This window comes from Pseudoalteromonas sp. NGC95 (assembly GCF_015864705.1).
In the GTDB taxonomy this organism is placed as follows: domain Bacteria; phylum Pseudomonadota; class Gammaproteobacteria; order Enterobacterales; family Alteromonadaceae; genus Pseudoalteromonas; species Pseudoalteromonas arctica.
Map to the genome: position 1 here is coordinate 15,507 of NZ_JADYWR010000021.1, position 25,637 is coordinate 41,143.

Consider the following 25,637-nt stretch of genomic DNA (forward strand, 5'->3'; position numbering starts at 1 on the left):
CTCACGTCACTTTATTAACTAACTCTCTTACGATTGGGAATAGATCACTGGGTAGCATTCCCCTTTGCCCGTCTCGCTCACTTGCGATATCACCGGCTTTAGCATGCAGTGTTACACCATAGCGTGCTGCTTCATCAATAGTTAAACCTTGAGCAAGTAAGGCACCAATAATACCAGTAAGTACATCGCCACTGCCGCCAACGGCCAATGCCGGGTTGCCATCTTCACATACCCACGTGTGCTGGGCATTATCTATTAATGTTCCCGCGCCTTTTAATACACAAGTCGCGGTATAGCGCTTGGAGCAAAGACGAGCATAGTTAAAACGATCAGATTCGATTTCGCTGGTGCTAACTCTTAGCAGTCGAGAGGCTTCGCCGGGATGTGGAGTAAGTACGCATTGCTCTAACGTGTATGATGAAGCTTGCTTAGCCAGTAAATTAAGGGCATCTGCATCTATAACCAATGGCATTTTATTGTTTTGGCAATATTGCATTACTTCATCGAATGTTTGTTGTGCCCATTCGTCTTGCCCAAGCCCTGGGCCAATAACAACGCAGCTTGCCCACTCAAGCGCTTGATGTAAGTGATTACTGCTTACCATCAGTTCTGGTCTGCCAATACTAATAGGCGTTATTGAGCTTTCGTGTGTATACACTCTAACCATGCCAGCACCCGTTCTAAGAGCGGCTTCACTACTTAACCTAATTGCACCTGCAGTACCTTGATTGCCACCAACACATAAAAGCTTGCCATGGCTGCCTTTGTGACTATTGATTGCCCGCGTGGCTATTCCTTTAAAGCTATTAATATTTATCAAGGTTCCTGATGATTGAGCTATACAAGTAAACGCATCGCCAATTGCTAAATCATCAAAAACTAACTTACCGCTATATTGTTTACCTACCGTCGTTGTGAGCCCTTGCTTTATACCTACAAAAGTAACGGTTGAAGTCGCTTGTACTGCGCACCCTAAAGGCTGTCCTGTATTTGCTTCAATGCCTGATGGAATATCAATGCTTATTACGGGCTTACCACTGTTATTTACAGCGTTAATTATATTCGCAAAATTATCGCGTACGGCGCTATTAAGCCCAGTACCAAGGAGCGCATCAATAACGATATCGCACTCATTAAGGGCATCTTTTGTAAAATGAGAAACGAGTCCACCCGCTTCAATCCATAACTGCTGCGCTTTTGCTGCATCACCGGTTAATACTTTATTAGGCTCAGCTGCGCATACTGTTACCTCTTTACCTGATTGCATAATAAGCCTAGCTACAACGTAACCGTCTCCAGCGTTGTTACCATGGCCAACAATGACTAATGTATGCTGTGCATCAAATAACTGCCATTGCTTATATACAGCCTCGCCTGCACGCTGCATTAGGGTAAATAAATCACAATGACTATTTTTAGCAGCTAAAGCTTCGTTGTCTCTTACTTGTTGTGCGGTAAATAAGGTTTTATTAAGCATAAAGGCTCCTTTACTAGGTGATACTTCACCTTATCAAATACTTATATCTAGCGGCTAGTTCCGTTGACAATTTTAAACTGCAATTTTATTTAAAATCTAACTTAGCAAAACACGCCCAAGCCAATTTGGACATGACCAACATGAGCACGACTAACTTGAGCAAGGTGAGCTAATTAAAGTACAATACAGTTAATTAAAGTCTTGGCTTACTTGTAACCCAAGCCTGTTTATTTTTAGGTAGAGAAAAACATGGCACAAACTCGCGGTAACTTATTTATTTTGTCAGCCCCTTCTGGTGCTGGTAAATCAAGCTTAATCAATGCGTTATTAAAAAAACACGCTGACATGAAAGTATCTGTATCACATACAACTCGCGCCCCTCGCCCAGGTGAAGAAAATGGTGTGCATTATCACTTTGTATCTACAGACGAATTTAAAGCGCTTATTGCCAAAGATGACTTTTTTGAATGGGCTCAAGTATTCGATAATTACTACGGCACATCAAAGCAGGCTATTGAGTCGCAACTTGATGCGGGTATTGATGTGTTTTTAGATATTGATTGGCAAGGCGCTCAGCAAGTGCGCAAAATTATGCCAAGCGTACAAACTATTTTTATTCTACCGCCTTCAAAAGAAGAGTTAGAACAACGCTTAAATAACCGTGGCCAAGATTCGGCAGAGGTTATTGCCTCTCGTATGGCAAAAGCACAATCTGAAACATCACATTATAACGAATACGACTTTGTAATTGTTAATGATGACTTTGAGGACGCACTTGCCGACATAGAAATGATTGTAATGGCTCAACGCTTAACACTAAAAGCGCAAGAAGATCGTCATCAAGTTTTACTAAATAGTCTGCTTAAATAATTTAAGCCTACTTAAATTAGGCTTAGGCAAGTAAAACTGATAAAAATTGAACACTGGCTATTGGCGAAAGTGGCTCCTTGGAGTAAACTACGTCTTTGCTTTTAAATTATTTTGGAGTGCTGTGATGGCCCGCGTAACAGTTGAAGATGCAGTAGATGCAGTTGGTAATCGTTTTGACTTAATTTTAGTTGCGGCTCGTCGTGCCCGCCAAATTGCTGTTGGTGGTAAAACTCCACTAGTAGACCCTGAAAACGATAAGCCAACGGTAGTTGCTTTACGTGAAATTGAATTAGGTTTAGTTGATAGCGCTTCAATGGACTTAATTGACCGTGAAGAACAACAACACCAAGAAGCAGCAGAATTAGCTGCTGTTGCTGCCATTGTTGGTGGCAACCAATAATCGACCTCCCGGTCTGATTTAGCCAACGGCGCAGTATTTCTACTATAGCCGTTGGCAATCCTTTCATTTCATCGTATATTCGTAGCTTACCTAATTTGCTTCACTAGAACATTGGAGTGTGAATGTATCTTTTTGAAGGTCTTAAAAAGAAAATTTCAGAATACTTGCCCGCTGCTGATGTAGAGCTGGTTCAAAAATCTTACGTGGTAGCCCGAGAGGCCCATGAAGGACAAACTCGCTCAAGTGGCGAACCTTACATAACTCATCCAGTAGAAGTAACCCAAATTCTTGCAGGCATGCATCTTGACCATGAAACGCTCATGGCCGCGCTAATGCATGATGTAATTGAAGATACTGATTTTAGCCAACAAGATTTAGCCGAAATTTTTGGCGAAACTGTGGCAGAACTCGTTGAAGGTGTAAGTAAGCTCGATAAGCTCAGCTTTAAAGATAAAAAAGAATTCCAAGCTGAAAACTACCGCAAAATGATTATGGCAATGACTCAGGATATTCGAGTTATTTTAATCAAGCTTGCTGATAGAACGCACAATATGCGTACTTTAGGGGCACTGCGCCCAGATAAGCGCCGCAGAATAGCACGTGAAACGCTTGAGATTTACGCGCCAATAGCAAACCGCTTAGGTATTCACGATATTAAAAATGAGCTTGAAGACTTAGGTTTTCAAGCTTTATATCCTATGCGTCATCGCGCACTTAAATCTGAAGTAGCTAAAGCACGTGGTAATCGCAAAGAAGTTATCACTAATATCCAACATGAAATAGAAGCACGTCTTGAAGAGTCAGGCATTAAAGCGACTGTGTCAGGCCGTGAGAAACATTTATATAGTATTTATAAAAAAATGCTTAATAAAGAACTGCTATTTAACGAAGTTATGGATATTTACGCGTTTAGAATTGCAGTTGATTCTATGGATACGTGTTATCGCGTATTAGGTGTGGCTCATAGTCTTTATAAGCCTATAGAAACACGCTTTAAAGATTATATTGCTGTACCAAAAACTAATGGTTACCAATCGCTTCATACTTCATTAGTTGGCCCACACGGAATACCTGTTGAGATTCAAATTCGTACTCACGATATGGATCAGATGGCCGACAAAGGTGTAGCGGCGCACTGGATGTATAAAAAATCAGGTGATGGTGCCGGTAATACTTCGCAGCAACGTGCTCGCCAATGGATGCAAAGCTTATTGGAGCTTCAGCAAAGTGCGGGTTCATCGTTTGAATTTATTGAAAACGTAAAAACTGAGCTATTCCCAGAAGAAATTTACGTATTTACACCTGATGGTCGTATTGTTGAGCTACCAATGGGCGCTACCGCAGTCGATTTTGCGTATGCGGTTCATACTGATGTAGGCAACACTTGTGTAGGCGCTCGCGTTAATCGCAAGCCACATCCTTTAAGTAGGCCATTAGATACAGGGCAAACCATAGAGATAATAACAAGCTCAGGTGCCCACCCTAATGCAACATGGCTAAACTTTATTGTTACTGGTAAAGCACGCTTAGGTGTTCGTAATTACCTTAGAAGCCAGCATCATGAAGAAGCTATGCTTTTAGGGCGTCGTTTACTTGATTCGGCATTAGGCGAAAACAAACTAGATAGCATTGCTGATGAAAATATAGCGAGAGTACTTGAAGAGCACGAACTAACTACGCTTCTTGAATTACTTGTAGAAATTGGCTCTGGTAACTTAATGAGTATGTTAATTGCCAAGCGCTTATTGCAAAATGACAATGACGATTTAACTGATATAACAAGCCAAGCTAAAGCGACCATTATTGGTACTGAAGGCATGTTAGTGAATTACTCTAAGTGTTGCCGACCTGTACCAGGCGATGCCATTACGGCTCATATAAGCCAAGGTAAGGGCCTGACCGTTCACCGCCAAGAATGTAAAAATATTCGTGGTTGGGAAAATGAGCGTTCTAAATACTTAGTTGTAAAATGGGACGATAACCCAGAAAAAGAATATATTGCAGCTCTGAGAGTTGAAATTATTAACCATCAAGGCGCGTTAGCTAAGCTAACCAATGTTGTCGCTACAACCCAAGCCAATATTGTCGAAATTGCCACCGATGAAAAAGAAAGTAATTTATACGTGATAGATTTAGGGGTTACCGTTAAAAACCGTATCCACGTTGCTAACATTATGCGCCGCATTCGCGTTATGCCTGATGTACAAAAAGTCTATCGTAAAAAATAAAATAGGAAACACATGAATAAAGCATTTATCTCTACCGACAAAGCACCTGCAGCTATTGGCACTTACAGCCAAGCAGTTAAAGTAGGTACCGCTGTTTATTTATCTGGTCAAATTCCATTAGTTCCAGAAACGATGGAAATGATTTCAGAAGATTTTAGCGAGCAAACGCATCAAGTATTTAAAAATATTGCTGCGGTATGTGAAGAAGCAGGCGGAAAAATTCACGATTTAGTTAAAATCAATATTTACCTAACTGATCTATCTAACTTCGCCACTGTAAATGAAGTGATGAGCCAATACTTTAAACAACCTTACCCAGCGAGAGCTGCATTAGGTGTTCGTGCACTACCAAAAGGTGCACAAGTTGAAATAGACGGAATAATGGAATTACCTTCTACCAATTAAGTATTACAGGCTATAGAGCTTCTCTATAGCCTTTATTTTTCGCTCCACACTTCGTTTTATCTGACTTCTTGACTCAAATGTAAATTTCTAGCAATCTGTAGTTGTGTTTTAAAAAACAAACTTAACTTAAGTAGTAAAAAAGGATTAACTCGTGTTTAAGCTTGCCAACAATGGAAATGTTTTACTTGATGTAAAAGAACATATTCCTCCCAGCGCTGCATTTATTTTAGAGGCTCTCGAAAAGTCAGCTTTTTGCGACTGTAAAATAGATCATGACGCTATTAATGATTTTTTTAAAAACGAAAACACACAACAAACTCTCGTTGTAGCAACAAAACACAATGCCACTTTAAATGTAACAATTAGCGACGATAAAATGCTGGCCATAGGCGAGCTAACGCTTGCCCAAGGTGGAAAGTTATTAAGCTTAGAAGATGCAAAAAAACAACTCGTTAAAGCAGGTATTGTGCGTGGGTATAAACAAGCTTTTTTAGAACAGCTTCTACAAAAACAATCTGAACACTCTGCGGGATCTGTAGTTAAAGGGATATTAGCTAAAGGTAGGCTCCCAAGCGATGGTTTAGCCACTAAACTAATAACAACCGTAGAGACTTTAAAAGACCGCTTAAAAGCGCCCAAGCTCAAAGAAGATGGCAGTGTGGACATGCGCGACTTTGGCAAGCTTGCAAGCGTAGAGCCTGGCTCTGTGCTTATTCGCCAGCAACCTGCAACTCCCGGTAAAGAAGGTTTTACTGTAATAGGTGACATACTGCCCGCAAAACCCGGAGAAAATAAACAATTAGTCGCCGGCGAAGGCACTGAAATATCAAAAATGAATCCGCTTGAGTTAGTCTCTACTATTGCTGGTGTTCCGGTTGAAATTAATAATGGTATGCGTGTCGACGATATTTTTACCATTTCAGATGTAAATGTAAAAAGCGGCCATATTGACTTTCAAGGCAGTGTTATTGTTACTCGCAATATAGACCCAGGGATGAAAGTAACTGCCAAAGGCGATATTACTATATTTGGCACGGTTGAATCTGGCGAGCTTACCGCAGGCGGAAACATCACGGTTAAACAAGGCATTATTGGCCATCAAAAAATGGATAGTAAGTCACTTTCTTGCAAGCTAATTGCGCTAGGTGATATTCATGTATCTCACTCACAGTATTGTTACCTCGATGCAAATAATATTTTTATTGAGCGTCAAACGAGCCACTGTGTAATGAAAGCTAAACGCTTACTGCAAGTAGGCCAATCCGACTTACCTAAGGGTAAAATATTTGGTGGTGAAATACTTGATGCAACAACTCTCATTGCTGGCGAAATAGGGAATGAATCAGGCGCTAAAATGATTATAAACCTAGCGGCTTCTGGCGCTGAAATAACAGCGGATACTGATAATTGCTTTAAAGACTTAGCTAAAACAGATGCACAATTAGATACGCTGCAAGCAGCGCTAGAAAAAACTGATTTAGTGAAGGATGCCGAAAAGAAGAAAATATTAATTACTAAAATTGGAGCTACTCAGAAACATTACTGTGAGCAAGCAGAACTATTAGAAAAACGTCTTTCAAACTTAGATCACGACTTACACGATTTACTTAGCGACGCTAATTTAACGGTGAATTCTGTTTTGCATTCAGGCGTAGAGATTCATATTTTTGATAAAGTACTCAAAACAATCCGCAACTACCCTCCGTGCAACGTTAAACTTTTGAATAACAAAATTGAAATAGAGTTCAAAACAAGCTAATAACTGAGTGCTCTATTGAGCACTCAAATTTATTCACGTTTAAAGTAAACCGCTTACCTCAGCATGTGTTTGATGCGGCCATACACCCACTTGTACTTGACCAATATGCTGTTTTTGTAGCAAGAGCATAGCTAAGCGCGACTGCCCTATTCCACCGCCAATTGTTTGCGGAAATTTACTTTGTAGTAGCGCTTTATGCCAATCAAACTCTAAGCGGTCTTCATCTCCAGTTGTACTTAACTGCGCTTTTAAAACCTCAGGACTTACACGTATACCCATTGATGATATTTCAAATGCGTCTTCAAGTACTGGGTTCCATACTAAAATATCACCATTTAAACCCATGTATTGATCGCACGTTCGCGTAGACCAATCATCGTAATCTGGGGCTCTTACATCATGAATTTTGCCATCTCCAAGCGCGCCACCAATACCAATTAAAAATACAGCACCATACTCTTGTGCAATGGCTTTTTCGCGTTGCTTAGCACTAAAATCAGGATACATTTTACGTAGCTCTTCACTGTGCACAAACTTAATGTCGTCCGGTAAAAATGGCGTTAAACCATAAGACTCGCTTACAAAAGCTTCCGTCTCTTTTATTCCTTTATAAATAGATTGAACAGTTTGCTTTAGTGTTGCCAGCGAACGCTCTGTCGTTTCGTTAATTACTTTTTCCCAATCCCATTGATCAACATATACAGAATGAATAGGACTTAATGAATCTTCGTCTGGGCGCAAAGCCTTCATTTGAGTGTAAATACCCTCACCAACACTAAAGCCATAAGTGGCCAGTGTTTTACGTTTCCACTTAGCCAGTGAATGCACCACTTCGTAGCGGCTATCTGTAATCGCTTTCACATTTACAGCAACTGCGTTTTCATGGCCGCTTAAGTTATCTTGCGTACCGTCGCCAACCTTAGCCAAAATTGGGGCTTGAACCTCAACCAGTCCAAGTTGGGTTTCTAGTTGTTGTGAAAAAAATTGCTTAACTTTACTTATTTGCTGCTGTTGCTGCACATAGTGTGAACTCATAATAATTGGCCTCATTCCCAGTTATTGTTACTTGCTTAATTGATAAAAAGCGATCTAATTAACGCCCTTAATGAAGTTAATGTAACGATTTAAAGGATTAATTCAACATCCCATAACAAAAATAGCTTTAATATATAAAAACCATCAATTAAGTGGTATAAAAACCATATATTCGATAATTTTATGACAAATATATAATGGAAAATTATTTAATCGATAATCTCGATAAACAGATACTTCATGCGTTAATGGCAAATGCCCGTACTGCGTACGCCGAATTAGCAAAAAGATTTAATGTAAGCGCAGGGACAATTCACGTAAGAATTGAAAAAATGAAGCAAGCAGGGATCATTACAGGCACCCAATTAACGATTAATACTAAACAGCTAGGCTACGATGTATGCTGCTTTATAGGTATTAATTTAAATAACGCACGTGATTACCCGCAAACGCTTATAAAGCTAGAAGCATTGGAGGAAGTGGTAGAGGCTTATTACACAACAGGTAACTACAGTATATTTATAAAGGTAATGACAAAGTCCATTGATCACTTACAAGATGTGCTGATTAATAAAATACAGGCAATAGAAGCCATTCAGTCAACAGAGACACTAATTTCTCTACAAAACCCAATTAGCCGTACGGTAATGCCTTAACTGCAAAAATCTCGTATAATTGCCGAAAAAAGAGGATAACCATGCAGCAAACTCGCTATCAAAGAATCGAAGACGTACTTTCGCGCCGTCAAACAGACTTAACCGTGTGCTTAGAAGACGTGCACAAACACCATAACTTATCTGCAATAGTACGAAGTGCTGATGCGGTTGGTTGCCATCACGTACATGCTGTATGGCCTGAAAAGCAAAAATGGCTAACAAATAATACCTCAGGTGGCAGTAAAAACTGGCTAGAGACGCACTTACATAGAAATATTGATGATGCCGTTACTGCAATGCGTGAACGCAATCCAGAAATACAAATACTCGCAACTCATCTATCAGAAGATGCCGTTGATTTTAGAGAAGTAGATTACACCAAGCCAACGGCTATTATTGTTGGACAAGAAAAAACAGGGATCTCAGAAAAAGCTCTAGAATATGCCGATCAAAATATTATTATTCCAATGCAAGGCATGGTGCAATCACTAAATGTTTCAGTTGCTGCTGCGCTAATATTGTTTGAAGCACAGCGCCAACGCGAGCTGGCTGGTTTATATAATAGAGATATGTTGAGCGCCGAAGTTAAACATCCACTTTACTTTGAAGGCTGCCACCCTATTATCGCAAGGCAGTGTAAACAAAAAAAATTACCTTATCCTGCACTTGATGAAAACGGCGAAATAGTCGCTGACGAGCAATTTTGGCAAGCTTTAAAACATACTTGATGGACTAAAGCTCTGTAAGTACACTTAGCCTACTCACAAATAATAGGATTGATACACTTTGTCTAAACCTAGCTTAAATCAATACCCAATTACAGAGCTCAAAGGGGTCGGCCCAAAAATGGCTGAGCGTTTGTTAAAGCTAGGTATTTTAACTGTGCAAGATATGCTTTTTCATTTGCCACTTCGCTATGAAGATCGCACTCGCTTATACGCGATTAATGAACTGGCATTGCATAGCCATGTGAGTGTTGAAGCAACAATTGAAACAAGCCAAATTACATTTGGTAAAAGGCGCATGCTTGTTTGCCAAATCAATGATGGTACTGGCAGGCTAACACTACGATTTTTTAATTTTACCGCCGCACAAAAAAACGCATTTAGTGCAGGTAAAATAATACGTTGTTTTGGTGAAGTGCGCCGTGGCCGTGTTGGCTTTGAAATGAGCCATCCTGAATACAGCATCAGCGATACTTCCAACGAGCAACCAGTAGCGACAACATTAACGCCCGTTTATTCAACAACCGAAGGTTTAAAGCAACTATCGATTAGAGCTTTAAGCGAACAGGCTATTGATTTACTACATAAATACTCAGTAGAAGAACTACTGCCTTCACAGTGGCAGCCATCAAATATGCCACTAAGTGACGCCTTATTATTACTGCACCGCCCACCAAATGATGTTGATGTAACTGCATTAGAGCAAGGTACTCACCCTGCTCAACAGCGCCTTGTATTTGAGGAGTTACTTGCTCAAAACCTCAGCTTATTGAAAGTAAGAGAGCAAGGGCAACAAGTTAAAGCCGTGGCATTAAATCCGGTAAACACATTAGAAAGCCAATTTTTAGAGCAACTTCCTTTTGCACCCACAAATGCGCAAAGCCGCGTAGTTGCTGAAATTAAAGGTGACATGCAACACGCGTATCCCATGATGCGTTTAGTACAAGGCGATGTAGGCTCAGGTAAAACCCTAGTAGCAGCACTTAGTGCACTAACAGCCATTGCGCAGGGCTTTCAAGTAGCTTTAATGGCTCCTACTGAAATTTTATCAGAGCAACATGGCGTTAATTTTACAACGTGGTTTAATCAACTAGGTATAACCGTTGCTTGGCTTGGCGGTAAAACAAAAGGCAAAGAGCGCGTAGCAACACTTGAAAAAATAGCCTCCGGTGAGGCGCAAATGATTGTAGGTACTCACGCTTTATTTCAAGATGAAGTTAAGTTTAATAACTTAGTGCTTATCGTTATTGATGAACAACACCGCTTTGGTGTCCACCAGCGTTTATCACTGCGTGAAAAAGGTAAGTTTGGTGATTGTTACCCTCATCAACTAGTTATGACCGCAACACCTATCCCACGTACGCTCGCTATGACCGCCTATGCCGACTTAGAAACCTCTGTGATTGACGAGCTACCACCAGGGCGTACGCCAATCACAACAGTGGCACTTCCTGATACTCGCAGAGACGATATTATTGCCCGCGTTAAATTAGCGTGTAACGAGCAAGGCCGTCAAGTTTATTGGGTGTGTACACTTATTGATGAATCTGAAGTACTGCAATGCCAAGCCGCCGAAGACAGCGCACTGCAGTTAAAAGAAGCGCTACCAGAGCTAAACGTAGGCTTAGTACATGGGCGAATGAAGTCAGCCGAAAAACAAGCCATTATGAGCGAGTTTAAAGCAGGTAATATACATGTTTTAGTTGCCACTACGGTTATTGAAGTTGGTGTAGATGTCCCTAATGCGAGTTTAATCATTATAGAAAACCCTGAGCGCTTAGGATTAGCGCAGCTGCATCAGTTACGTGGGCGAGTTGGCCGTGGCGCTACTGCATCGCATTGCGTGCTTTTATATCACGCACCACTGTCTCATACCGCTCAAAAGCGATTAGGTGTACTACGCGATAGTAACGATGGTTTTGTGATAGCAGAGCGCGATTTAGAAATTCGTGGCCCTGGTGAAGTACTCGGTACAAAACAAACTGGGTTAGCCGAGTTTAAAATTGCCGATCTTACCCGCGATAAGCACATACTTAACCAAGTTAGACCGATTGCACAGCAAATGCTTAAGCAACACCCAGAGGTTGTTGACCCACTAATTCAACGTTGGTTGGGTAACAAGAAAAATTACGCGCAAGCGTAACCACTCTATTTTCGATACTTTTGAGTTTACTAAGTTAATTTACTAAATTAGCTTACAAAGGATATAAAAAAGCCAACCCTAAACAATATAGAGCTGACTACTAATATCTAAGCTAAGCAGCATAAAAGCGATTAGCGCCTTTTACTGCTCTTAGTTAAATTTAAGCTTTGTTAAGCTCAAAAATAAGCGATGTTTGCGGGAATGATATTGGCATTTGTAAACCAAACTGCATTAGCGCTTCACCTGTAAATGTTTGACCATTTACCGCAGCAATAGAAGATGGACGATACTCTTCAAATTTTACCGGCCACACTAAGTTAAGTGTGTACTGCGCATCGGCATCTAAGCCAACAAAACGAAGCTTATTAGGCGCTGTACGGGGTGTTTCGCGAACGCTGTTATAGGCAAATAACGCTTTTGTTTTTTGCTCATCGATTAAACCAAAGTTAATTGATAAATCGTCGCTATCAAGGCGGTATAAATCGGCGCTATGAATAAACTCACGATGCTCTTTATGAAGTGATATTGCCGCTTTAAGTGCATTGTATTCGTGATCGTTCAGTTCACGTGGGTCCATTTCGATTCCCATGTGGCCAAACATTGATACCGCAGCACGCATTTCAATACTTACATTACGCCCTGTGATATGACAATCGCGTGGGCCTACGTGTGCACCCATTACCGACGATGGGAAAAAGAACGAACATCCACGCTGTATTTCAAGGCGATCAAGCGCATCGTTTGAATCTGACGTCCATACACGATCTGTGTGTGCAAGTACGCCGTAATCTACACGTGCACCACCTGACGAACAGCTTTCTATTTCAAGCCCTGGGTGCGCACCTTTAATACGATCAATTAAACGATAAAGTGCTAATGTTTGCTGGTGCACTGCTGGCTTACCATCAAAATTACCCGCATGGTTAATATCGCGGTTCATATCCCATTTAATGTACTTAATAGTTGGGTATTCAACTAAAATATCGTCAATCGCCTTGTATAAGTACTCAACAACCTCAGAGCGCGTTAAATCAAGCACAAGCTGATTTCTAAAGCTTAACTGTTCGTTGTTTTGAGAGCCTAAAACCCAATCAGGATGTGCGCGGTATAAATCGCTATCTGGGTTAACCATTTCTGGTTCAAACCAAATACCAAACTCCATACCTAAGCTATTCACATGATCAATGACTGGCGATAAACCATCTGGGTAAATTTTGTAATCTACAGTCCAATCACCTAAACCAGCGTTATCGCCACGGCGGCCTTTAAACCAACCATCATCAAGTACAAAACGTTCAATGCCTAACGGCGCTACTTTGTCGGCTAGTTGCTTAAGCGTATCTACGTCGTGATCAAAGTAAATGCCTTCCCATGTGTTGTAATGCACAGGGCGCGTTTTTTCACGCTGTGCTTGGCTAAGTAAATTAGCTTTAACAAAACGATGAAAATTACGAGAAAGCGCACTAAAACCTTCACTCGAAAACGAGCCATAAATGCTCGGGCTTTGATACGTTTGACCTTTAGCAAGCGTAAGCTCACCAGGAAGTAATAGCTCACCCATTTGTACATAACGACGACCTTCAGCTAGAAGCTCTGCGCGTAGTTTATTGTTGCCGCTCCAACCTAAATGAAAGCCGTAACATTCGCCGTGCTGCTCGCCTGCATTTTCGTTATGCACTAATAAACCAGGAAATACATCGTGTGATGTTTTGCCTTTACGGTTTTCACGTACAAAACTGCCTAAGACTAGATCAACCGATTGACGTTGGAATTCATTTGACCAACGACCTTCAAAACTTACAATTTTGCTTACGCTATCTGGCAATTGAAATGTTGGCGCGGCGCAAAAATTAACGCCCAGTGGTGAGCCGCCTAAATTAGTTAATACGGTATGCGCGCTAAGTACGTCAGTGCTTTTATCAAGTGTAATGCTATGCACGACTTCAATACCACGAAGCTTATCTACGCTTACAAATTCAAGTGTTGCGGCTGAAGGCTGACGAACTTCTTGAAGTTGTGGCCCTACTGACCATGCGATTGAATCATTTACTAGCTCAAGCCCTGGCGCACCAGTAAAGCCTTCGCCTAATAACGGAGATAGAGAAATAGGCGCTTCTTCAACCACGGCACATTTTACTTCTTGACGCGTAGCAAGCTGAGTTAGCATTGTTTCTGTTGTTTGCTCAGATAGGCGTTTACCAAAGTACAGTAACGCCGGTGTTTTGCTCTGGCAGTCGAAAATAACGGTGCTGTTTACACTGTCTAATCGATAAAATGATTTAGTGTCGGCCATGATTTTCCTATCCTCTTGTTCATTGTGTGAGTTATAAATATAACGAAAATTAGTAAGCTACACTATGTACTAAATGTATCTCTTTGCTTGAGCCACAATCTATCAGACAGTGACATTCAATAATAATAGTATATATCATATAAATTAGGTTTTGATAGTCTTTACATCGCAAATAGTCAGATAAACTCACTGGAAGTACCACTGTAATAAAAAGTATTAAACTAACCTTCGCTTTGAAGTTGTCATGTTGCTTTTAATACATATAAAAAAATCGGCCAGAGTTTCCCCATGACCGATTTTGTCAGCTTAAACTATTTATAATCTATTTTTGTACTTGTGCTTGGCCTGCGTCATCAAGTGCCGGTGTTTTACCTGCCCACTGCGCATTCAAACCAAATACCACTTTATTTACTATCAATGCAAAAGCGACACATACAATCAGTGTAATTGGCATTAAGTGAATGTAATGAATATCAGTATGTAGTGGTGAGTTTGCAAATGTAAGCATGCCATACATAACCACACCTAAAATTACCGCTGCAATACCCGCACGTGCATCAACATTTTTAAATAATAAGCCCACTACAAAAATAGAGAATATAGGCATACTTAATAAGCCATTTAATTGCTGTAGTAAGTTAATAATGCTATCTGCTTGCTGGTAAATTGGTACAAGTACCAGTGTTAAGCTTGTTAGTAGCAATGTTACGTAACCACTTAGCTTTACAACACTTGGCTCTTTATTAAAGTACGCTTCGTGAATGTCACACACATATAGTGCTGTAGCTGAATTTAATAAGCTGTTGTAAGTAGAAAGTACAGCTGCTGCCATTGCCGCTGCGAACACACCGGTTAACCATGCTGGCATTACATCACCCACAATTCGACCATAAGCAGCGTCACCAATATCGCCATAAAGTTTAAACGAAATAATACCCGGTAAAACCACAATTGCAGGGACGATTAAAAAACGAATACCCGCAGCTGCAAATATACCTTTTTGCGCTTCTTTAACATTAGGTGCTGCCATTGCTCGCTGTGTGATTGTTTGGTTAGTACCCCAGTAATACATTTGAATAAAGATCATACCGGTTAAAAGTGTTGGCCAAGGAATAGGTGAGTCAGCATCGCCTATGAGTGTTAAGCGCTCCTCAGGAATACCCGTAAAGTCATAATCAATCGCATTAAGTGCTAAAAACACGACTAAAACAGCCATGCCTAGTACAAGTATGCCATTGTAGGTATCCGATACAGCAACTGCTCGCAGACCGCCAAAAAACGCATAAACAGCACCAATAATGGCAAATGCGGTGGCGATATACATTAGCGGAATATCAACCTTAAACATGGTTTGCATAAATAGCGCGCCAGAATAAATAACCGCTGGCATATAAATAAGTGCATTACCTAAAAAGAATAAACCACCAATCACAGCGCGAATATGTTTGTTGTTATAGCGCTTTTCTAAAAGCTCTGTGGTCGTTGTACAGTTGTATTTGTAATAAACAGGAATGAACACTTTGGCTAAAATAATCAAACCTATAATTGCTGCAAGCTCCCACCAAACCAGTAAAGCCATTTGGTTACCATTCATACCTACAAGCTGATCAGTACTTAAATTAGTTAATGTGATTGAACCTGCAACAAACATCCAAGTAAGGCCACCGCCCGCTAAAAAATACTCTTTGGTTTGGCTTTGTCCGTTATTGCGATTTTGGCCTCGGCATTTCCAATAAGTAAGGCCACCAATTAAAGCGGTGACAAAAACAAAAACCACCAGCTGTAAAATGTTATCTGACATGTGTGTGTCTCCTGCGCGTTATGCGCAATGTCTGTGTAATAAAAAAGTGTACGCTACAGCGCGTGCGCATCTCGACTTAGTTCTAACTTAATCTGCTTTAAAGGCATAAGTTCGGGACGTTGGTTATGCAGTTTTACCAATGCATTTAACTGAAACAGAGAAATAAGCATACTGTTAAGCACACTTAAGTAACCCTGCTTTTGTAGTTCTGCAATGGTATTGCTATCTAATGTTTGCAGTTTGTCTTCATCAACGGTGCTCAAACCTTGAATAGTTTGGGTTTCGCCTTGTTCAAACTGCAATACAATATCTATGTTTTTAATGAGCCCTAACCGCGCAACTTCTTGGGTAAATTGATACGTTTGATAGTCATTTTTTAAGTCGCTTTCTAACAGTTTTTGCTGTGCACTTAAAAATAAACTCGGATTACCTTTAGCATCAAATAGTGCCTCACCTTGCTGCGTGTTTACGGCTGAGCTTTGATCATCAATAGCGATAAAATAATCGCTACTATTTGCTTCTCGGGTCATTAAATAAAGAGGCTGGGTTTGCATACATACCGGTGTGTAAAGTGCCTGCCATTGGTTGTTATTAACCAATAAACTTTGACCTGCACTAAAGCTGGTTAACGCTGATACGGTATAACTACCATTTTGTGTATTACGTGCTAAAAAAATAGGTAAGTCGCAGGCTGCTTTTGCTATTTCATTTGCTCTTAAATTAACTAAATGCTGCGTTTTTGCGTATTCAACGGCTGCATTAGGGTTAATTTTTAATGTTTGGTGTTTGGTGTTTACTAGTTCACTAATAGCCATAGTTACACATCCTTAAACTGGGTTAGCTGCTAACCACTGCTCTATAAAAGCACGGTGAGGCGGCAAAGTTTGCAACATCTGCTGTGTAAGCTGGCTGTTACGTTCAATTATTTGTTTGGCTTGCACATGCTGTGAATACAAATATGCTTGTTTAGTAAAGTCAGGCTTAAAGCCCATACCGTACAAAACATACTGATAACTGGCGGCAGGGAATAACTCTAATGCGCCATGAAAATCTTGAATAAGCGGGCCACGGCTTCCCCAAAGAAGTAAATCTTCTTGCAGGGTTTGTGGAATAGTATTGGGCTGTACATGTGCTTGCCAGTAAGGTTCTGGGCGCTTGGTTAGCATGTAATGCAGCTTTAAAAAGTCGATAATACGCTGCCAGCGGTAATCCATCTGCTCGTTAAAGCGTTTAGCTACTATAGGCATTACTTGTGTATCTGCTGGCATGTGCTCTGCTACAAAGCGTGCTGAAATTTCAACAAGCATAATAGCGGTTGCTTCAAGCGGCTCTACAAACCCTGCTGACATACCAATAGCAACACAATTTTTATGCCAAAACTTCTCACGGTATCCTGATTCAAAACTAATTTTACGGGCAGTTAAACCGTTTGCTGCATCGCCTAAATAGTCTCTTAGGTTTTGCTCTGCTTCATCGTCTGATAAAAATTTGCTTGAATATACATGTCCTACACCTCGGCGGTGCGTTAAACCTATATCCCAAATCCATCCAGCGTTTTGCGCTGTTGCTATGGTATGGCTGGCTAAGGAGTCATCGTTTTCATCGTAAGGGACTTGCATAGCCAGTGCGCTGTCGTTAAATAGCACGTGGTCCATTTTTTTAAACGGTACGTTGAGCGCTTGGCCTAATAACAATGATGAAAAACCAGTACAGTCTATAAATAAGTCGGCGTTTATAGTGCGGGTTTGATCTTTTAGAGTAAGCACATTTATTGCACCATCGTCATCAAGCTTTACTTGATCAACAGTACCAATAATATGCTCTACGCCAAGCTTACTTTTACAATGCTGTTTAAGCATTTCTGCAAAAGCGCCGGCATCTAAGTGATAAGCGTAATTACAATTACCTTGATATTCACCTTGCGCTATACCTCTTGGGGCTAAGCTTGCTTCGCAAATATCATGTTGAAAATTAGTTTGCTGTGCAAAGTCTTCAACATTATCTAAATATGGGGCTAAATCTATACGGCCGTAGCCTAGCGGTACAGTAAATGGATGGTAGTAAAAGTCATTATTGCCATGAGTCCAATTTACAAACTTCCCGCCTTGTTTGAAGGTAGCATTACAGGCTTTAAACACATCAACTTCACGCAAGCCTATTTGCTGAAGTGTGTTTTTCATCGTGGGCCAGGTACCTTCACCTACGCCAATAGTTGGAATGTCTGATGATTCAACCAACATCACTTTTAAGCCGTCACCATTTTGACCTTGGTGATACGAAGCTATAATTGCAGCGCTCAGCCATCCTGCTGTACCACCGCCAACTACTGCTACTGTTTTTATTGCTTTATTCATAATGGACTACTCTTTGAGTATTTTTGATAACGTTTTATACAACAAATGCCCGTTAGGGCATTTTGATTTAATGTGTATTCATTTTAGCCAATTAGGTTAACTAATATACATTACTGCTAAATTAACCTAATTGGTATTAGCACCTTGGTGCTGTAATGAAAACTAAGAGGCGAAAAATACGCCTCCATCATTAATTAAAACGATCCGCGAATACCAAACGCGTAACGTGAGCCATTATCTTCTACTGAATAGATTTGGTTAGCAAAACGACCTGTTTGTACTAGCTCTTCTTCAGTAATATTGATGCCTTCCGCAAAAATAGTGAAGTTTTCGTTAATATCGTAGCTTGCACTAATATCCCACTGACCGTAAGTTTCTACGTTCACTGGTTCACCGTTAAAGCCGTTATCAACTAAGCGTAAAAAGCCTTCACGGTTGTTAAATGCAACACGTGCTTGCCAGTTATCTTGCTCATAGAAAAATATTAAGTTTTGTGAATCGCCTAAACCTTCAAGTGCAAATGTTTGTGTAGTGTCTGCGCCCACGCTAATGTCGCTGTTTACTACTGTTGCATTGGCAATAAAACCAAAGCCATTTTCAAACATATGAGTTACACCAACTTCGTAACCCGTTACTTTAGCTGATTCGCCATTTTGAGGACGAGTCACTGTGTAAACTTCTGAGCTACCAATAAGTTCGTCATCTGCTTGGTCTGTACATGTAGTACACGCAAAATCAGGACCTGAGCGGTCAGTCATATCGTATGTTTCTGCACCTGTTAGGGTAACAATAAAGTCATCTACTTCTTTGCTAAATACTGCAAAGCTAAATAAGTTAGCATCGTTGTAGTACCACTCGTAAGAGATATCCCAGTTTTCTGATTGGAATGGTTTAAGTGCAGGGTTACCGCCACTTGCGGTTAAGTTTTGACGACGTGGCTCGTTAAAGTTTGTCGCAGGAGATAACTGAGACATCGTTGGACGAGTAATACTGTCGTACGCTGCAAAGCGTAAAATCATGTTATCTTGCAGCTCTAACTTAACATTTAAAGAAGGGAGTAAGTTTGAGTAGCTAGTACCTTGCTCAATGCTTGTAGCCGGGCCAAATACGTTAGCAAACAATGTCGCATCTGACGTTGGTATTACATCGCTAATAAAGCTTTGTATTGCAGCAACTTCAATATCAGTTTCTGAGTAACGCGCGCCAAAGTTAACTGTTACAGGCATATCTGAAAGGTCAAAACCAAGCGTAAAGTCCATGTATAAGCTAGTGATGTCTTCGTTAATTGTGTAACGGTTATTTTGTAGTGTTGGTTCTACTGGGAAACCTTGATCGGCTAAGTAATCAAGCATTTTATCGCCATCGTAGCTATAAAATGTATCGATTAAACCAGGGAAGTAGTTACTCGCTGTATAAGCTTCAAAATCAATTGCATCAAGTGGCGCTTCTGTCCCGTAACCACAAAATTGACATTGGCTACCAAATACTTGGAAGCTTGATTTTTCACGTTCTTGGCGATAAGCACCAAAGTTAATACGCTCTACTGGGCCTTTATCTGGCACATATTCAAAATCAGCTTTTACTTCAGTAATTTCATCTTCATCTGTAAATTGAAGACCAATTTCGTTGTAGTGAAGACGCGCTAGGCTTGGATCAGGCAACGAACCATTTTCAAAACCATCATGCTGTACAGTAGGAATACTGCCAGTACCGTCAAAAGTATAGCTATTAATAATACCTACAACGTTAAAACGGTCAGTACCTGCTCGGTCATTTTCGGCTGTTGAGCGAGATACATCAAATTTTGCTTTTAATGACTCGTTTACTTGCCAGTCAACGTTAATACCGAATGCTTTATTAGTTACATCACGTGAGTTACGTGTATGCGATACAAAGTCACTTGCAGGGTCGCCACTTGGCGCGCCTAAGCCAACTTCTTGAGAGAAAGTTAAAAGAGTACCTGTTTCTGGATCAATCGTTGCACTACCTACGCGGTCTGGTTCAAACCAAGATGCTAAATCGCGTACTGTTGAATCAACTTCAAATTTTGAAATCATGCCATCAACAGTAATCGTAACATCGTCAGACGGTGCATATTGTAGTACTAAACTTGCATTTGTACGCTCGCGGTCTTGCTCATCAACAACTTGATCCCAGTTACGTGGAATGTAGGCATTTTCAAACAATACACCATCCGTTGGATTAGAGATTGTTTGGCCACCGCGCCAACCAGCCGTTAAAATTTGGTTATTCTGAAGTTTACGTTGTTGATTAGTGATGGCAAAAAGCACACCTAGCTTGTCATCGTTAAACGTATTACTTATTAAGAATGATGTTGATGGAGATACTTCTTCAGAAAGGCTTTCGTACATACCTTTAACTGAACCTAAAATATGTAAACCACCAAAATCAAAAGGACGTGCTGTAGTTACGTTAACCGTACCACCAATGCCGCCTTCTTGAAGAGTTGCTGTATTACTTTTATAAATATCAGCACCGGTGATTTGATCCGCCGCCAATACATCAAAATTAAATTCACGACCTGCACTGTCTGTCGCAATTTGACGACCATTAACAAGTACAGTATTAAATTGTGGACCAAAACCACGAATAGTTACCGCTTGGCCTTCACCACCACTACGGTCAATTGCTACACCTGTAATACGTTGCAGAGATTCTGCTACGTTTAAATCAGGAAATTTACCAAGATCTTCTGCTTTAATCCCGTCTGTAACAACATTAGATGCTTTTTTATCTAACATTGATGAACGTAAGCTGCTGCGGATACCCGTTACTGCGATAACTTCAACATCTTCATTTACTACTGTAGGCGTATTGCCTTCAGCGCCTTGAGCTGCAACGTTTCCGCTTGCCAATATGCCTGTGATAGCAATACTGATCGCGGTTTTCTTGTTGAACGATAACTTATTGTTAATTATCATTTTTTAAAAACTCCTGATTGTGTGTAGTCGTTGTGTCGTTGTGGTAGTGCATATAGTTTCAAATACTATTTATATTATAAATACTTTAAACCAGCAAAAAGTGCAACCTTTTCCTGAATTATGGATAGCATTTAATCACTGTATTTTTGCTTTTAATTTTCTTTAAATTAACATTAGAATGCTGTATTCATTCAGAAAAAGAGTAAATAATAACCTGTTCGTAATCCTCTCCCGGTAATAAATTAGCTTTTGGAAAATTTTCACGATTTGGCGCATCTGGCCAATTTTGCGCTTCAAAACACAAAGCTTGTCGTGCTTTAAAAGGCGCACCTACAAAGTTAGCGGTGTATAACTGCATGCCTGGCTGCGTACTTTTAAGGGTTAAACTAACGTTCGTGTGTGGCGAAGTTAATGTAGCCATCGTCTTTAAACTGCTGTCATCATTAAAAATATAGCAGTGATCAAAGCCATTTCCAGCTTCTAGTTGAGGATGAACGGCGCTTAAGGCCTCACCAACTTGAGCTGGCTTAGTAAAGTCAAAGCAGGTACCGGTGACTGATGCAGATTCATTAAGTGGAATACTAGTTGTATCAATAGGAAGATAGTAATTGGCATTAACTTGAACAAGGTGTTCATTAATTGATTCGCTGCCATCAAGATTAAAATAGCAATGGTTGGTAAAGTTAACGAGCGTTTCTTTATTGGTTAGCGCTTTAAAGTGCAGAGTAAGCTCGCCGTTTTTAGCGCTAATCGTTTGCCAAACCTGCAACTCACCGGGGAAACCTTGTTCGCCGTCGGGCGAGCAATAATAAAGTTCAACTTCACTTTCAGTTTGTTTGGTTACTTGCCAAAGTACTTTATTAAAGCCTTTAACGCCGCCGTGCAGGCTATTAGGGCCGTTATTTGCTTCTAGTTGATACTGCGTACCAGATAAGTTAAAACGCCCCTTTGCAATGCGATTAGCGTATCGACCTACTGTAGCGCCAAGATAAAATGGGTTTTCAAGATAGTATTGAGGATCATCGACGCTAAGCGTCATTTCTTGTTTTTTAAATTTAATGCTTTTTATTATTGCGCCAAATGGCAAAATTTCAGCTGTTAAATTTTGACCATCACTGAGCTGAATAACTTGTAAAGGTTGGTTATTGGCAATAGATGTCACACGCATTCTCCAATCAAATTACCGAATTAACATTTCCTGTTATAACGGCGCAACAATATATAATATAAATAGTATATAATTGAAGCCTGTAACTCAATCTAAATACGTTGAAATTTCTCGACAAATATTTACAGCTGCCATCATATATTTACAATAATTCAGCTCAGTATGGGCTTATGTAAAATATAAGCCTCGTAAGGTTAACTGCTTTGGTAAATATGCTCGTTAAGCGCTGCTTTTTCGTCAATGCTAAGCGCTTGTTTTGATTTAGCAATAAAATCATACCTCACCATAACGGCCTTACCTATTGCGCAGCATTTATCGTGTTGCCATGCTTCCTGTCTCAGCGTAAAAGAGCTAGTGCCTATATGCTCTACAGAGGTTTTTACGGTCACTTCGTGGCCATAAAATAATTCGCCTACAAACGACACTTCAACTTTGGCGATAATCAATTTCCAATCATGTGGATTTAAGTCCGGTGTAAAAAACTTAAAAATAGGTCCACGTGCGACTTCAAACCATACAGGTAGTACGGTATTGTTAATGTGTCCGAGTGCATCTGTTTCGCTAAAGCGCGGCATCACTTTTTCAATAAACATAAAAATCCAATAATAATTATATAAAGGTAAACCATGACGGACTTTATACGCGTTGTTGATAACGCATTAAGCGATGAGTTTTGCGATGAATTTATTACCACATTCGCGCAAAGCCCGCATGTAAAACAAGGGGTAACATCGGGCGGTGTCGACTTAAAGAAAAAAGACAGCCACGACCTACACTTAAATAATCACCCCGAATATGCACAACAATTAAAACATATACAACAAACGACTGCACAACATGTTTTTAAGTATGTTGAAGAGCATATTTTTATGATGATTGGGGCATTTGGCTTAAAGGTCTATCACCCAAAAACAGGTGAAGTAGTCGATTTAACCCAAGAGAATTTTGAAGAAGTGGGTAAACCACAATTACCTTTGCTAGTTCAGCAAATTTTTAGACTTGGTAATATTCAAGCGCAAAAATACGAAGTAAATAAAGGTGGCTACCCTTACTGGCATAGTGAAGTTTACCCGCAGCTACAGCACAATGAAGCACTACATCGCGTGTTGTTATTTATGTTTTATTTAAACGATGTTGATGAAGGCGGTGAAACGGAGTTTTACTATCAAAATCGTAAAATAGCACCTAAAAAAGGCACTATGGTAATAGCTCCTGGCTACTTTACACATACCCACAGGGGTAATAAGCCAGTATCAAACGATAAGTATATTTTAACATCGTGGGTATTGTTTAACCGTGCAGAACAAATATATGGTGCGCCAAAGAGTTAGCGCACCAAAATCAGTATTATTTAACCGAGCAGTTCATCAAATAAATTAAACAACTGATCTAGCTCTTCAATCGTGTTGTAGTGCATACAACCAATGCGCACTACACCGCCTTTATCAAGCACATCTAATTGCTTGCACAAACCTTGCGCGTAAAAATTACCATCCCACACACAAATATGCTGCTTACCTAAAAATTCTGAAACGGCGCGAGGCTCAAGCCCTTCAAAAATTAAAGCAAAAGTAGGTGTACGCTCATTTAAGCGATCAAAGTCATCAATACCAAACAACTTAATGCGTGGGTAGTTTACCAAGCGCGTTAAAAAGTGCTCACTAAGCGCCATTTCGTGTTGTTTAGTTTTAGCAAAAGCTATGCTTAACTTTTCGCGGCGTGAATGGCTATCGTCAAGTTCGCTAATTGCTGCAATGTAATCAACAGCAGCAATAAAGCCCGCCATAGCTTCAAAGCTTTGTGTGCCGGTTTCCCAACGACCTGGTGCTACGTCTTTAGCGGGTTCTACTTTATAAGGCGTAAACCCATCTAAATGTTCTTTTTTACCGTAAACCATGCCTAAATGCGGGCCAAAAAACTTATATGCAGAGCAGGCTAAAAAGTCGCAATCAAGCGCTTGCACGTCAACAAGTTCATGCGGTGCGTAATGTACGGCATCAACATAAACAAGTGCGCCTACAGCGTGAGCAAGCTCTACAATACGTTTAATATTATTAATTGAACCTGTGGTATTTGAAGCATACGTTACCGCTACGAGCTTAGTATTACTGTTTAATAGGCTTTCAAATTGCGCCATATCTAAGCTGCAATCTGCTTCGTTAATAAGCGCTGTATTTACCTTTACGCCTTTATCTTCTGCAGCTTGTTGCCACGACGATACATTTGAGAAGTGATCAGCATTGGTTACAATTATTTCATCACCAGCCTGCCAGCCACGTGAAATTGCACGGCTAAAGCTAAATGTTAGGCTGGTCATGTTTGGACCAAACACAATTTGTTGTGAGCTAGGTGCATTAAGTAAATCAGCGGCGGCTTGACGCGCATTCGCCATCAACTCAACCGTTTTATCACTTGAAAAAAACGCGCCACCTAAGTTTGAATTATAATGACCTAAATAAGCTGTCATCGCATTAAGCACCGATGTTGGTACCTGCGAGCCACCTGGTCCGTCTAAAAATATTGGCGATTTACCATCAACGTTTTGCATTAATGCAGGAAACTGCTCACGTAATTGCGTTATGTTCATGCTTATTCCTTAAGACGTTAATACAAAACAATCCAGGTAACCTGGTTTGCTAGCATCAATTTTGTTCATAGGTGTTGCGTTATGCCACACTTGACGGTCGTTTATTAATGCAAACATGCCGTCTTTTATTTCCATTTTAAAACAAGGCTCAGCTTGCTTGTTTTCGTATACAAGTAGCTCGCCGCCTTCTAAGTTTTCATGAGAAACGCCGCATATACATACATGGTCAAAACCATCTTGATGCACGCCTTCTGGCGCTGCAGGTGTATCACTGTTAATTGCAAGCATACGGAACTGATGAATTTCAATATCACGCTGTTCATCAATACCGGTAAGTTGGCGAAACTCATTTACAATGCTTTTCATGCCTTCTGACTCAAGTAAACTTTGCTCTAGGTTTTCGTAAGTACGCTCTACATTACCTTGAAAAGTATTAATTGAATCGTCTTGAACAAATGCTTTGGTTTGTTGTAACTTTATTTCACCATTTTGCATTTTAACTACTGAGTAACGACGTTTACGAAAGGCACCATCTGCATATGGATTTGCAGGCAGGTTATCAAAAGAAGGCTTAACCAAATCAATATTTGCTTGGTTAACAAAACGTAGTTGCAGTAAATTCTGGTTGTTTAATGCTGTCATAAAATCTCGCCTAAAATAATGAGAATATTGATGAGGATTTTAATGCATTTTGATAGGAATTTTTGCGCGATTAATTACTTTAAAAGTAACTTAAGACTAGATTTAATACAATAATATAAAAAATAAGCATGAACTATCTAATATTTATTTTA

General features: G+C 40.2%; 20 protein-coding genes. 9 read left to right on the forward strand and 11 right to left on the reverse strand.

What is annotated here, in order from left to right:
* Window position 1: 1 nt before the first annotated feature.
* Complete coding sequence (locus I6E70_RS16465; protein ID WP_197189215.1) at window positions 2–1,477, reverse strand: NAD(P)H-hydrate dehydratase; 1,476 nt, start codon at window positions 1,475–1,477, stop codon at window positions 2–4.
* 249 nt (window positions 1,478–1,726) lie between these two features.
* Between I6E70_RS16465 and gmk the strand changes: the two genes are divergently transcribed.
* From gmk to I6E70_RS16490, 5 genes are all read left to right on the forward strand, one after another.
* Complete coding sequence (gene gmk / locus I6E70_RS16470; protein WP_024593430.1) at window positions 1,727–2,347, forward strand: guanylate kinase; 621 nt, start codon at window positions 1,727–1,729, stop codon at window positions 2,345–2,347.
* Between the two features lie 124 nt (window positions 2,348–2,471).
* Window positions 2,472–2,747 carry a DNA-directed RNA polymerase subunit omega gene (gene rpoZ / locus I6E70_RS16475; protein WP_007378835.1) on the forward strand — a complete coding sequence of 92 codons (276 nt, stop codon included), beginning with the start codon at window positions 2,472–2,474 and terminating at the stop codon, window positions 2,745–2,747.
* Window positions 2,748–2,869: 122 nt separating this feature from the next.
* Window positions 2,870–4,975, forward strand: a complete 2,106-nt coding sequence (gene spoT / locus I6E70_RS16480; protein WP_007580016.1) for a bifunctional GTP diphosphokinase/guanosine-3',5'-bis pyrophosphate 3'-pyrophosphohydrolase — start codon at window positions 2,870–2,872, stop codon at window positions 4,973–4,975.
* A 12-nt stretch (window positions 4,976–4,987) separates the two neighbouring features.
* Window positions 4,988–5,380: a RidA family protein gene (locus tag I6E70_RS16485; protein ID WP_007580015.1), complete on the forward strand. Its 393-nt coding sequence runs from the start codon at window positions 4,988–4,990 to the stop codon at window positions 5,378–5,380.
* Between the two features lie 151 nt (window positions 5,381–5,531).
* Complete coding sequence (locus I6E70_RS16490; RefSeq protein WP_197189216.1) at window positions 5,532–7,139, forward strand: DUF342 domain-containing protein; 1,608 nt, start codon at window positions 5,532–5,534, stop codon at window positions 7,137–7,139.
* A 39-nt stretch (window positions 7,140–7,178) separates the two neighbouring features.
* On the opposite strand, the gene asnA is transcribed toward I6E70_RS16490, so the two are convergent.
* Window positions 7,179–8,174: an aspartate--ammonia ligase gene (gene asnA / locus I6E70_RS16495; protein WP_197189217.1), complete on the reverse strand. Its 996-nt coding sequence runs from the start codon at window positions 8,172–8,174 to the stop codon at window positions 7,179–7,181.
* A 197-nt stretch (window positions 8,175–8,371) separates the two neighbouring features.
* Here asnA and asnC point away from each other — a divergent pair, with 197 nt between their 5' ends.
* The 3 genes from asnC to recG are packed head-to-tail and all read left to right on the forward strand — an operon-like array spanning window position 8,372 to window position 11,698.
* On the forward strand, window positions 8,372–8,830 hold the full coding sequence (gene asnC / locus I6E70_RS16500; protein WP_002958822.1) for a transcriptional regulator AsnC: 459 nt from the start codon (window positions 8,372–8,374) through the stop codon (window positions 8,828–8,830).
* Between the two features lie 41 nt (window positions 8,831–8,871).
* Window positions 8,872–9,558 carry a tRNA (guanosine(18)-2'-O)-methyltransferase TrmH gene (trmH, locus tag I6E70_RS16505; protein ID WP_007580009.1) on the forward strand — a complete coding sequence of 229 codons (687 nt, stop codon included), beginning with the start codon at window positions 8,872–8,874 and terminating at the stop codon, window positions 9,556–9,558.
* Between the two features lie 58 nt (window positions 9,559–9,616).
* Complete coding sequence (gene recG / locus I6E70_RS16510) at window positions 9,617–11,698, forward strand: ATP-dependent DNA helicase RecG (protein ID WP_197189218.1); 2,082 nt, start codon at window positions 9,617–9,619, stop codon at window positions 11,696–11,698.
* Between the two features lie 160 nt (window positions 11,699–11,858).
* Here the strand turns inward: recG and I6E70_RS16515 are convergent, their stop codons facing one another.
* The 7 genes from I6E70_RS16515 to I6E70_RS16545 form a co-directional block, all read right to left on the reverse strand.
* Window positions 11,859–13,991 carry an alpha-galactosidase gene (locus I6E70_RS16515; protein WP_197189219.1) on the reverse strand — a complete coding sequence of 711 codons (2,133 nt, stop codon included), beginning with the start codon at window positions 13,989–13,991 and terminating at the stop codon, window positions 11,859–11,861.
* Window positions 13,992–14,313: 322 nt separating this feature from the next.
* Window positions 14,314–15,792: an SLC5 family protein gene (locus I6E70_RS16520; RefSeq protein ID WP_007580003.1), complete on the reverse strand. Its 1,479-nt coding sequence runs from the start codon at window positions 15,790–15,792 to the stop codon at window positions 14,314–14,316.
* A gap of 53 nt (window positions 15,793–15,845) precedes the next feature.
* The gene (locus I6E70_RS16525) at window positions 15,846–16,607 is read right to left on the reverse strand and encodes a SapC family protein (protein ID WP_165725944.1); all 762 of its coding nucleotides are present in this window, start codon (window positions 16,605–16,607) and stop codon (window positions 15,846–15,848) included.
* A 12-nt stretch (window positions 16,608–16,619) separates the two neighbouring features.
* Complete coding sequence (locus I6E70_RS16530) at window positions 16,620–18,146, reverse strand: tryptophan halogenase family protein (RefSeq protein ID WP_197189220.1); 1,527 nt, start codon at window positions 18,144–18,146, stop codon at window positions 16,620–16,622.
* A 194-nt stretch (window positions 18,147–18,340) separates the two neighbouring features.
* Complete coding sequence (locus I6E70_RS16535; RefSeq protein ID WP_197173751.1) at window positions 18,341–21,088, reverse strand: TonB-dependent receptor; 2,748 nt, start codon at window positions 21,086–21,088, stop codon at window positions 18,341–18,343.
* Window positions 21,089–21,275: 187 nt separating this feature from the next.
* Window positions 21,276–22,250, reverse strand: a complete 975-nt coding sequence (locus I6E70_RS16540; protein ID WP_101216852.1) for an aldose epimerase family protein — start codon at window positions 22,248–22,250, stop codon at window positions 21,276–21,278.
* 200 nt (window positions 22,251–22,450) lie between these two features.
* Window positions 22,451–22,849, reverse strand: coding sequence for an acyl-CoA thioesterase (locus I6E70_RS16545; protein ID WP_024589549.1), 399 nt, complete (start codon window positions 22,847–22,849; stop codon window positions 22,451–22,453).
* A gap of 33 nt (window positions 22,850–22,882) precedes the next feature.
* Here I6E70_RS16545 and I6E70_RS16550 point away from each other — a divergent pair, with 33 nt between their 5' ends.
* Complete coding sequence (locus I6E70_RS16550) at window positions 22,883–23,587, forward strand: 2OG-Fe(II) oxygenase (protein WP_169061154.1); 705 nt, start codon at window positions 22,883–22,885, stop codon at window positions 23,585–23,587.
* 20 nt (window positions 23,588–23,607) lie between these two features.
* Here I6E70_RS16550 and I6E70_RS16555 read toward each other — a convergent pair whose 3' ends face one another.
* Together I6E70_RS16555 and I6E70_RS16560 are read right to left on the reverse strand one after the other, a co-directional pair.
* Window positions 23,608–24,843: a cysteine desulfurase-like protein gene (locus I6E70_RS16555; RefSeq protein WP_197152451.1), complete on the reverse strand. Its 1,236-nt coding sequence runs from the start codon at window positions 24,841–24,843 to the stop codon at window positions 23,608–23,610.
* Between the two features lie 9 nt (window positions 24,844–24,852).
* Window positions 24,853–25,485, reverse strand: a complete 633-nt coding sequence (locus tag I6E70_RS16560; protein WP_007579988.1) for a 2OG-Fe dioxygenase family protein — start codon at window positions 25,483–25,485, stop codon at window positions 24,853–24,855.
* Window positions 25,486–25,637 lie beyond the last annotated feature (152 nt).